8 protein-coding genes are annotated in these 10,413 nt (G+C 62.5%); 6 read left to right on the top strand and 2 right to left on the bottom strand.

What is annotated here, in order from left to right:
- Positions 1-59: 59 nt before the first annotated feature.
- Positions 60-578 (bottom strand): type II toxin-antitoxin system VapC family toxin, encoded by a 519-nt coding sequence (locus DW178_RS09275; protein WP_158574162.1) that lies wholly within the window; start codon positions 576-578, stop codon positions 60-62.
- Entirely contained in the window at positions 571-951 is a 381-nt protein-coding gene (locus DW178_RS09270) for a hypothetical protein (protein WP_118350826.1), read from the bottom strand. The genes DW178_RS09275 and DW178_RS09270 overlap by 8 nt, the downstream gene beginning before the upstream one ends.
- Before the next feature lie 105 nt (positions 952-1,056).
- Here DW178_RS09270 and DW178_RS09265 point away from each other — a divergent pair, with 105 nt between their 5' ends.
- The 6 genes from DW178_RS09265 (at position 1,057) to DW178_RS09235 (ending at position 10,284) form a co-directional block, all read left to right on the top strand.
- A complete protein-coding gene (locus DW178_RS09265) occupies positions 1,057-1,320 on the top strand; it encodes a HigA family addiction module antitoxin (protein WP_199669285.1) in 264 nt (87 codons plus the stop codon).
- A gap of 754 nt (positions 1,321-2,074) precedes the next feature.
- Positions 2,075-3,325, top strand: coding sequence for a substrate-binding domain-containing protein (locus tag DW178_RS09260; RefSeq protein ID WP_286168632.1), 1,251 nt, complete (start codon positions 2,075-2,077; stop codon positions 3,323-3,325).
- Positions 3,326-3,339: 14 nt separating this feature from the next.
- Positions 3,340-4,494 (top strand): ABC transporter permease, encoded by a 1,155-nt coding sequence (locus DW178_RS09255; protein WP_118350823.1) that lies wholly within the window; start codon positions 3,340-3,342, stop codon positions 4,492-4,494.
- A 1-nt stretch (position 4,495) separates the two neighbouring features.
- The gene (locus tag DW178_RS09250) at positions 4,496-5,248 is read left to right on the top strand and encodes an ATP-binding cassette domain-containing protein (RefSeq protein ID WP_286168631.1); all 753 of its coding nucleotides are present in this window, start codon (positions 4,496-4,498) and stop codon (positions 5,246-5,248) included.
- Positions 5,249-5,404: 156 nt separating this feature from the next.
- The gene (locus DW178_RS09245; protein WP_042436513.1) at positions 5,405-5,602 is read left to right on the top strand and encodes a hypothetical protein; all 198 of its coding nucleotides are present in this window, start codon (positions 5,405-5,407) and stop codon (positions 5,600-5,602) included.
- 53 nt (positions 5,603-5,655) lie between these two features.
- A complete protein-coding gene (locus DW178_RS09235; RefSeq protein WP_286168633.1) occupies positions 5,656-10,284 on the top strand; it encodes an acyl-CoA dehydratase activase in 4,629 nt (1,542 codons plus the stop codon).
- Positions 10,285-10,413: the final 129 nt, after the last annotated feature.

The following is a 10,413-nucleotide window of genomic DNA, read 5'->3' as shown; positions in this document are numbered from 1 at the left end:
TGATTGAACGTCGCGGGCCCTTTTGCATAATGGGACAAAGGGACAGTCCCTTTGTCCCATTATGCAAGTCCTTCTACAAGCGTGATGGCGTCGGGTACGTCCAGCGCGGCGACGGGGCAGTGGCGCAGGAGCTGTTCGTCATTGGTGACGAGGCAAAGTGCCTTCGCCCGCATGGCCGCGGCGATGACGAGGTCGTCTTCGAAGTCGTTGTGCAGGGGGCGCTGCTTTCGCGCCATCCAGATGTCCGACTGGTCGCAACAGACTGCAGCGGCGATTTCGCTCAGATGATCGACTGCGGCCCATGCGGCGGCGGTCGCGGCTTGCGCGGCGCTTTGCGTGAGTTCGCCGCCATGCGTTTTCCGGTATGCAACCTTGTAGTCGTTCGCAAGAAGGAAGAACAGGTCTTTTACGCTGGTTGCCGCATATGCCAAGGTGCAGTCGTGAGCGTTGGCGCATTCGAGAAGCTTGAAGGCTGCGGTGCTTCCCGGACGGTGCCCAAGGTAGTAGTCGACCCAGACGTTGGTGTCGACGAGCAGCGTCTTGCGACTATTGGCAGGTTGCGGCATTTCGCTACTCACGTGTGCTCCAGCCCATCGTTTCGCCATACTGTTCCATCGCAGCCGCTTCTTTCAACTCGGAAAACGACAGCGACGCGTTGGGGGCGCCGGTGATTCCGCCTGCAACGTACGCGTCGCGCACGATATTCGGTCCCTGCGCGATGAGCTGGGACTTTTCTTGACGTTGGGCCCGGGCGTCCGCTTCGCGCTGCTTTTGACGATCGGGGAACAGCGCGTCGGTGATGGCTTCAGGCGTCTCGACATTGCGCCCGGCCAGTTCCCATAATGCGCGGATTGCTTGGGACGGGGAAAGCCCCGCCGCGGCAAGCCCTGCGTCGCCGCTAGCTTTGCAGCTGACGGCGATACGCGCGTTGATTTGAGCAGTAGCTGGCATGGCGTCTCCTTTCGACAATGATAGTATAGCATGCTGTACAACGATGTATAATATGCAAGCAACAATTGGTTGGGGTGGGGACTATCACTCGTGAAAGGGGCGGTTATGGACAAGCTTCCGGCTATTACTCCGGGCGAGTTGCTGAAAGAGGAGTTTTTGGAGCCGCTTGGCGTTTCTCAGTACCGGCTGGCGAAGGAGATAGGCGTGCCCGCGCAGCGCATAGGGCAAATCGTGCTGGGCAACAGACGCATCACCGCGGACACCGATTTGCGGCTTTGCCGGTTCTTCGGCTTAAGCGACGGCTCTTGGCTGCGCGCCCAAGAGGCCTACGATTTAGAAGTTGCCCGCGAGAAAATAGCCCCGTGCTGAAACGCATCAAGCCATGGAGCGGAAAAGCCGCCTGCCTGTGATGAAAAACGTTTGCAGTCGTGCAATAGATTCGATGCCGCCAAAAGTCCCTAGGAAAAATTGCAATTTCGCCAAAAAGTCGCTCGAAAAAGTTGCTCGTTGCCTGAAAAGTCCCTTGGAAAAGTTTAAAAACCCAGGTCAAAAGAGTTTGAATTCGTTTACCGTGCCTTTCGTGTATGAACGGCATAGCTGAGACCGTGCCAATCGTGTATAAAACAGGCAAGTTAGACCGTGCCAATCGTGTATGGCCCAGGTCAGAGACGTGTGCGTTTGGCGCACTTGCTGTAGTGCTGGGGGCGGCATCGGGTTCTCCGCATGGAACGAATGGGACAAAGGGATGGCCCCTTTGTCCCAGCAGCGCTGGATGGGATGGGAGTTGCGCAGGTGATTCCCCGTGTGAAACTTTTCTTGTGAAGTTGCTTGATGGTAACATAAGTCACTGACAAATTCGCCGTGTTTAACTAGACTTGTTAGCCGTGTATAAAAGCGGCTTTGACGGGGCGTTTTGTTGAAGCGCGGTGTTTGCGCGGCGTTGATGAGTGCAGCTGCTTGGGCTTGTCCGCTTTCGTTGTCTCTTGCATGGTGCCGCTTGCTTCGGCAGGCGGTGCTTGCTGGCAGCGGGTTTGCGACGGCGTTCGGCCTGGCTGTGCTATTTGCGCCGTGGCGCTTTCGCATTTCCCCCGTGAAGCCTTTCCCCTCGAAAGGCGGGTTGGATATGGCGTATCCGAACATGTCGCGCCGCGGCTTCGCGGCGCTTGCGGGTGTGGCAGCGCTGTCGGCGCTGGGACTTTCCGGATGCTCGGCGGGCGAGGGCGCGCAGGGCTCGGCGGCGGGCAGCGGCGCGGGTGCGGGCGCCGCCGGCGACGGCACCACGTTCTCCACGCGCGTCGAATCGCGCGAGCTTATGGGCAGCCCCGATGCGTGCGACGTGCGCGTGGGGCTGATCATGGGGCCGCCGTCTATGGGGCTGTCGCAGTTTATTTTGGCTGCTCAGGCGGGCAAAACGTTCAACAACTTCACGTTCGAGCCCAATGGCGTGGACTACGTGGGCCTCTCGGCGCTGTTCAACAAGGGCGACTACGACATCTGCACGCTGCCCAGCAACATCGGCCCCATCCTGTACAACAACGCCGAGCTGAAGAACCGCTACGAGGTCATCAGCGTGAACAACCTCGGCGTGCTGTACGTCATGACGAACGACGCCTCAGTCAGCACGCTCGACGACCTGCGAGGGCGCACCGTCTACAGCTACGGCGAGGGCGGTACGCCGGAGTACACCATCGAGGCTCTGCTGGCGAAAAACGGGCTGGACGGCACGTTCAACCTGGAGTTCAAGTCCAGCCCGCTTGAGGTGCTCAACATGATGCAGCAGCAGGACGGGTGCGTGGCAATCCTTCCGCAGCCGTTTGTTTCCCTGGCGAAAATCCTGGTCAACCCGCTGTACATCCCCATCGACCTGACGGTAGAGTGGGACCGCGCGTTCGCCGACACGGGCAGCCAGGCCGTCACCACCACTACCATCGTCAACCGCCAGTTTTTGGAGGAGCACGAGCAGGCTGTGGTGGAGTATCTGAACATGGCCGGCCAGTCGGTGAGCTGGACGCTTGCGAACACGGGCGACGCCGCCGCGCTGCAGGAGGAGCTGGGCACGTTCCTCAACAATTCCGTGGCGCTTGACGCCATGCCCTACATCTCCATGGTGAACCTGACGGGCGAGGATATGCGCACGGCGCTGTCGGGCTTTTTGCACGAGTTGTATCTGGCGAATCCCGATTCTATCGGCGGCAAGATGCCCGGTGAGGACTTTTATTACCTGCCGCCTGAAGGTCAGCTGGACGAGCGCTTCCTGCAGGCGGGCTTGGAGCAGGCCACGCAGCATGAAAGCAGCGCCGGCACCGGCAACGGCGGCGTGACCGCTAGCGCGGCCGACGCGCAGGCCGCCGTTGAAGCACTTGGCGGCAAGTAGCGGAAAAGGGAACCATGTTCGAAAAGTTTAAAGGCCTGGTAGGCGGCATGGGCGCGCGTGGCGCCGTCGCCACCGATGTGCCCGACGAGCTGCCTCGTATGCAGTTTGCCGCCATTGCCGCGAAGGTGGGCATGCCCGAGGAGAAGGTCGCCATGATGGCTCAGATGGTGCGCCAAAACGGCATGGCCGACTCGCAGATGGGCTTCATGATGCAAACGGCCACGGCCAAAGGCGTTACCCGCGATGAGATCATGAGCATGCTTACCAGCATGGGCGTGACGAAAAGCCAGGTGGTGCGCGTAATGTCTGCGCAAGGGCTTATGGCCGAGGACGAGGCGCTGCGCATCCTGGAAGCCGAGCGCGCCGCCGCCGAACGTCGTGCGGCCGCTGGCAAGTTCAACGCGCGCAAGCAGTTTGCTCGCAAGGTGCTCATCATCGTGTTTTGGCTGGTGGTGTGGGAGCTACTCGACCGCATCGTCGACAATCGCCTGGTGCTTGCCGGACCCATCCGCACGGCTCAGGCGCTGGCCGACCAGGTGGTCATGCCGAACTTCTGGATGATCGTCGGCGCCAGCTTCGGGCGCATCGCGCTGGGCTTTTTACTGTCGTTTGCGGTGGGCTTCCTGCTGGCGCTGGTGGCGTGCCGCGTGCGTCTGTTTCGCGACTTCATCGACCCCATCATCAGCCTGTTGCGCACCATCCCGGTGGCGTCGTTCATCATCTTGCTGCTCATATGGGTGGGCAACCAGGCGCTTACCGTGTTCCTGGCGTTTTTCATCGTGCTGCCGCTCATCTACACGAACATGGTCACGGGTTTCGAAAGCGTCGACAAACAGATGCTCGAGATGGCGCGCGTATACGGGCTGTCGAAGTGGCGCACGTTTTTGTACGTGTACCGTCCGGCGTTCATGCCGTTTCTGCTGTCCAGCACCAAGATTTCGCTGGGCATGACGTGGAAAAGCGGCATCATGGCCGAAGTCTTGGCCACGCCGAAGCCCTCCATCGGCAAGGAAATGGCTACGGCGCGCACGTTTTTGGACACGCCCGACCTGCTGGCGTGGACCGTGGTGGTGATGGTGGCGTCGGTGCTGTTCGAGAAGGCATTCATGGCGCTGCTCAAGCGCGCGAACCGTCCGCTGGGCGGCTTCATCGGGAAGCGAGGCGAGTAGCGTGGGACCGTTCGGGAAGAAGAGGGCGGCGGGCTCTGGCGTGGCCGTGGGTGAAGGCGTGCTTGCAGGCATGGTTGGCGGCGGCGATGCGAGGATGCGCGCCGCAGATGAGGTGCTGCCGGACGTTGAGTTCGATCGCGTGTGCAAGGCGTACGGTGCCAACGAGGTGCTGCGGCGCGTCACGTTCACGTTGCCGGGTGGCGGCGTGCGCTGCCTGATGGCGCCCTCGGGTAGCGGTAAAACCACGTTGTTCCGGGTGCTGTTGGGCCTCGAACACGCCGACTCCGGAGAGATTCGCGGTGTTTCCCCTGGTCGCATCAGCATGATGTTCCAGGAAGACCGCTTGTGTGAAACCTTGACGCCGGTGGAGAACGTGGCGCTGGTGCTGCCGCCCGATACAAGGCGGCCCGACGTGGCTGCGCTGCTGGCCGAGATTTTGCCGGCGGACTGCCTGAGCCAGTCGGCCATGGAGCTTTCCGGCGGTATGCGCAGGCGCGTTTCGCTGGCGCGCGCGGTGGCGTTCCCAAGCGACCTTATCGTGCTTGACGAGCCGTTTACCGGTCTGGATCAAGCAACGAAGGAGAACGTCATCGCCTTCGTGCTGCGCCATCGCGCCGGTCGTACGCTGTTGGTGGCAACACACGGCGAAGACGACGCGCGCCTGTTGGGTGCCGATCGCATCAACCTGGCCGATGTGCAAGACGGTGGTGCGGACGCTGCGGCGGGGTTTGCGTGGCTGCAGGCGGCGGTGTGACGAAAGCTAGATAAGTCGTCCGCGGCGGGCGAGCCGACGACGCGCCGGCATCGCGGGGCACTTGCGGGCGCATACCTGATGGGGCGGCAGTTTCGCGAGGCCGATCATGTTCCGAGCCGCCCAGAAACGTTATCGATCCTCTGAAAGGATTTGCATATGGACACAACCAAGACCATGCGCCAGCTGTGCGCGGACGAGCCGAAACTCGAAGCTTTCCTGCAGTCGAAGGGTTTCCCCTTCTCGCTGGACAACCCCATCGTCGACTTGGTCACGTTCGAGGACGTGTGCCAGGTGCGCAGCCTTGATCGCGACGAGTTTTTGGGCGAGTTCGAGGCATACAAGGCCGGCGCGTAGGTTTTGCGCGCGAGATAGACGAGAGCAGCTTGAAGGAGCAGAGCGTGTATTACATGGGAATCGATATCGGTGCGTCGTCGGTGAAAGTGGCGGCGGTTGACGCAGGTTGCACCGTGCTGCGCGTGATTCGGCGTGCGCACAAAGGCTCGCCGTTGCCGTGTTTGCGCGCGATGCTGGCCGAGCTGGCCGATGGGAGCGCCGACCGATCCCTGCCGCTGTCCGCTCAGGCGTGCGGCGGTGTGGTCGCTACGGGCAGCGGCGCGGACATGCTGCGTGCGCTGGTTCCGGGTTTGCGTGTGCTTGAAGAGGTTCCGGCCCTGGTCAAAGGCGTGCGTGCGCTGAATCCGCAGGCGGCGTGCATCATCGGCATGGGTGCACAGTCGGGCGTGTTCGTTACCGGCATCGCCGATGGTGTGGCTCCGGAATTCGCCATGAACGAAAGCTGCGCGGCCGGCACCGGCAGCTTCTTTGAAGATCAGATGCAGCGCCTGGGCCTGCCGCTCGAGCGCTATTCCGACTTGGTCGCCGGTGCGCGCAGCGTGCCGCGGCTGTCGGGGCGCTGCAGCGTGTTCGCCAAAACCGACATCATTCACCGTCAGCAGGAAGGCGTGCCGGTTGAGGATATCCTGCAGGGTTTGTGCCACGCCACGGTCAAGGCGTTCAAGGCCACTATCGTGCGAAACCTGCCGGTTGAAAAGCCGGTGGCGCTGGCTGGCGGCGTGCTGGAGAACGCTGGCGTGGTTCGTGCGGTGCGCGAGGTGTTTGACCTGGCGGAAGATGAATTGCTCGCGGACGAGAAGCTTGTGTGCGCGCAAGCGGTGGGCGCGGCGCTGGCAGCGGCGGAAGGCACGGGCAGGCGCGATGACGAACGCATTGCTGCGGGCGATGGCGCGGGTTTGCATGTTGCGGGTGCGGGCGCGGCAAGTGGCGCGTCCGCGGGGCTTGCGCCGCTTGACGCCTTGCGCTCTGCGCTTGAAGGAACGCAGGCGGCGCAGGCCGACGATCTGCCGCGACTGCCTCAGCTGCCGCAGGTTGATTGCACGCCGAATCGCGGTTTCGCCTTGGCCCCAAGCCCGTGGAACCCGCAAGGTTCGCCCGCCCGCGAAGGTGGCGCGATGCCGCGCTCGGCGGTGGTGGATGCGCTGGAACAAGGTGCTCCCGTGCCAGTGGCGCTGGGCGTGGACGTGGGCTCCACCAGCACAAACCTTGTGCTTGTCAGCACTGATGGCGTGCTGCTGGACGCGCAGTACCTGCGCACGCGCGGCAACCCCAAGCAGGCTGTGCGCGACGGGCTTGCCTCGTTGGCCCGTCGCGTGGGCGATCGCGCCTGTGTAGTGGCCGCGGGTGTGACGGGCAGCGGGCGCACCATGATCGGCAAGCTCATCGGAGCCGATGCCGTACGCGACGAGATCACCGCACAAGCGCGCGCTGCCGCTGCGGCTGACTCGCAAGTGGACACCGTGTTCGAAATCGGCGGGCAGGATTCTAAGTACATCAGCCTGGTTGCTGGCCAGGTGGCCGATTTCCAAATGAACAAGGTGTGCGCGGCGGGCACGGGCAGTTTCGTGGAAGAGCAAGCGGCGCGCCTGGGCATTGCGCTTCCCGATTACGGCTCGCTGGCGCTTTCGGCGGAACATCCCGTTGAACTGGGCGAACGTTGCACGGTGTTTATGGAAACCGCTATTAATGCCGCTTTGGCGAAAGGCGCGACCAAGTCCGAGGTTGCTGCCGGCCTGTGCCTGTCGGTGGTGCGCAACTACCTGCACAAAGTGGTGAACGCCAAACCAGTGGGGCAGCGCATCGTGCTGCAGGGCGGCGTTGCCTACAACCCCGCCATCGTGGCGGCCTTCCGCGCGTATGCGGGCGAGAGCCTTACGGTCAGCCCGTGGTTCGCCGTTTCGGGTGCCGTGGGTGCAGCGCTTCTGGCTGCGGAGTCCCAGGGCGTGCTAGAACCGGTGCAAAACGGTGAAAATGCTGGTGTGGCGCATGGTGCAGCCACAGTGTCGAGCTCGTGCGTTTGCCGACGGGACAATGTGCTCTCTAACTTCAAGGGCTGGGACCTTTTGGGCGTCTCGCACGAAACCCGCCGCATCGACCCGGCCGAAATCGCCGCAAACCGCGCATTCTTCCATAAAGTCGACGAGATGTTCCTCGAAGGCTACGACCCCACGCGCGACCCGGCGAAGAAAACGGTGGGTATCCCACGCTGCTTGATGTTGCACAAGCTATTTCCCATGGCTAACGCTTTCTTCAAGCAGCTCGGCTTCAACGTGGTGCTGACCGACGCATCCGATGAGGAGACGGTACGCCTTGCGCAGGCAAGCGCACAAGGCGAGACATGCTACCCCGTGAAGCTGGTGCACGGTCACATGGCGCAGCTGCTTGATATGGACGTCGATTACGTGTTCATGCCCAGCGTGCACACCATTCGCCATCTGAAGTCGACGGTGCCGCACAACTACGCGTGCACGTATATGCAGTCCATCCCGGCCATCGTGGCGTCCGAACTGGACTACGAAGGCCACGGCATCACGCTGTTGAATCCCCTGATGAACCTTGATTTCGGACAGGGTGCCATGGCAGAGGTCATGCTGCAGGTCGGAGCGCAGCTTGGCCGCACGCCGCAGGAAACGGCGCGCGCCATGCTGGCCGGCGGGTTCGCCGTCACGGAGTTCACGCGCAAAACCGAGGAGCTGGGCGATCAGCTGCTGGCCGGTCTGAAACCAGGAGAGCGCGTTATCGTGCTGATCACGCGCAACTACGGCATCGTGGATCCGGCGCTGAACATGGGTATACCCGACATGCTGCTCGATCGAGGCTGGAAAGTTATCACCGTAAGTCATCTGCATGCGCATGACCTGGGCATATCCGCGGATTATCCTGGCGTGGTGTGGCCGTTCGGCCAGCATATCCTTTCAGGCGCGAAGCTCGTTCGCCGCGACCCGCGCCTGTTCGCCGTGTACCTGACCAACCACGGTTGCGGCCCCGACACCATGATCAGCCATCTGTTCGCCGAGGAAATGGGGAGCAAGCCGTACCTGCACATCGAGATGGACGAGCATTACTCGAAGGTGGGCGTGGAAACGCGCGTGGAGGCGTTTTTGAACGCTATCGAGCATTACGAGGCGGCGGATTTGCGCGGCACGCCTACGTCGCGGCATGTGGTGAACTCGGCGTGCGAACCGCTGCGCGAAGGCGAGTTAGCGGGCTTGCCATCGTTCGGGCCGTATGGTCCGCTTGCGGCGCAGTGGTTGCGTGACCAGGGCATTCCCGTGCGCGAGCTGGTGCCCACGCCGACAACGTTGGAGCTGGGGCGCAAAGAGTGCACCAGCAAGGAATACTACTCGTTTGCCAGTTTGCTGGGCGTGAGCTTGGCAGCTGTGGGTGGAGGTGGCGATGGGGAGGCTGCTGCCGATGGTTGTACGGCCGTGCGCTCTGAGGGTCCGGCGCAAGCATACGGCGAAGGTGTTGGTGCTGTTGACGGGCCGCATGCCGAACATGATGTCGCTGCGGCTGCAGTCGCGAGTGCGGAAGGTGGTTGGCGCGTTAGCCAGTTGTTGCTGCCGTCGTCGCAGGGTGGCGAAGCCGATGGGCAGTTCGACCGCGTTATCCGTAGCGTACTGGATGCGAAGGGGCATGGCGACGTGCGTGTTGTGGCACCCGATGTGGAGCTGCTGCCGTGCAATGTGGCTGATCTCGAGGGCTTGTTCGTGCATGTGCTTGCCGGTGATGTGGTGTGGGCGGCCGCGCCTGCTGCGCGTCCCGCGCTGCAGGAAACGTTCGCAAAACCGCATCTGACCTTGGAAGACGTGTTGGCGGCGGCGAGCGCTGCCCGGGAAAGCTGGCAGGATGTGCCTGTAGCGCCTCGCAAAACCCTTGCGCTTGTGGGCGAGTGGCCGCTGGTTGTCGGCGACGAGCTCACGGGCGGTTTGTTCGCTCGCTTGGAGGGCGAAGGCTATCGTGCGATGCGCGCCCCGTTCGCCGAATACTTGCTGTTCGTCTGGGAAGACGGCTGCGACGAGGCAAGGCACGGCAAAGTGGTGGGCGGCCTCATGCCCATGTTGGGCGAAACCGGCGCACCGAGGGTGGTGGGCCTGCCGGACGTGCCGGCGTCTCAGCCTGAATCCGACCGTGATCAGACGCTCACGCTTTCGGACGTGCAGGCGCTTGCTGTCGGTTGCGAAGCAGCATGCGCTCACGCGCTCGGCGGCTGTGACGGTTCGCATGAGCACGCGGCGGCGCAGCCGCAGCTGGCAACGGAGCCGCTGGAAGTGAGCGCGGCGGTTGAGGCTGACCCGCTGTTCGGCGCGGAACAGCGCACGCTGCCGCAAGACCAGTGGCACGCGGTGCTTGAGCGGCTTGTCGGCATGATGCAGCAAGTGGCTGACGCATTGGGTGATATGTCCGCCTATGCGCCGGACCATTCGCAGCTTCGCCAGATTGCAACCGACGCGCTGGGTCAGTTTGCAGGCGCGAACGCGCGGTATCGGTACGCGAAGGCGGTGCAGGCGGGCCAGAGGGCCGACGGCGTTGTGGCGGTGGCGTCTATGTACGAGAACGCCGACATCATGCTGCGTTTGAAGAGCGCGCCTTGCCAGGCACCGCTTTTGCACTTGGCGTTCGACGGCGCGCTTGACCAAAGCGTCGAAGAGCGCCTGCGATCGTTTTTGTACTACGTGTAGCGCCGCCTGCCAATAGACGGCGCTACACGGCGCCGAGTTGCCATTTTCGCTACATGATGGCATTGACAAGCAAGATTCGCTTATATTCGCAATCAAGGCAACGCAACTCTTAAGGCCACGAACGAACGG

The organism is Eggerthella sp. AM16-19, assembly GCF_003474385.1.
In the GTDB taxonomy this organism is placed as follows: domain Bacteria; phylum Actinomycetota; class Coriobacteriia; order Coriobacteriales; family Eggerthellaceae; genus Senegalimassilia.
The sequence above is the reverse complement of the archived record's forward strand: the minus strand, read 5'-3'. Positions and strand labels throughout refer to the sequence as shown.

What these genes read in the sequence shown, in the direction of transcription:
- DW178_RS09270 (WP_118350826.1), bottom strand. Translation starts at nt 951, where the DNA reads ATGCCAGCTACTGCTCAAATCAACGCGCGTATCGCCGTCAGCTGCAAA.
- DW178_RS09260 (WP_286168632.1), top strand. Translation starts at nt 2,075, where the DNA reads ATGGCGTATCCGAACATGTCGCGCCGCGGCTTCGCGGCGCTTGCGGGT.
- DW178_RS09255 (WP_118350823.1), top strand. Translation starts at nt 3,340, where the DNA reads ATGTTCGAAAAGTTTAAAGGCCTGGTAGGCGGCATGGGCGCGCGTGGC.
- DW178_RS09265 (WP_199669285.1), top strand. Translation starts at nt 1,057, where the DNA reads ATGGACAAGCTTCCGGCTATTACTCCGGGCGAGTTGCTGAAAGAGGAG.
- DW178_RS09235 (WP_286168633.1), top strand. Translation starts at nt 5,656, where the DNA reads ATGGGAATCGATATCGGTGCGTCGTCGGTGAAAGTGGCGGCGGTTGAC.
- DW178_RS09245 (WP_042436513.1), top strand. Translation starts at nt 5,405, where the DNA reads ATGGACACAACCAAGACCATGCGCCAGCTGTGCGCGGACGAGCCGAAA.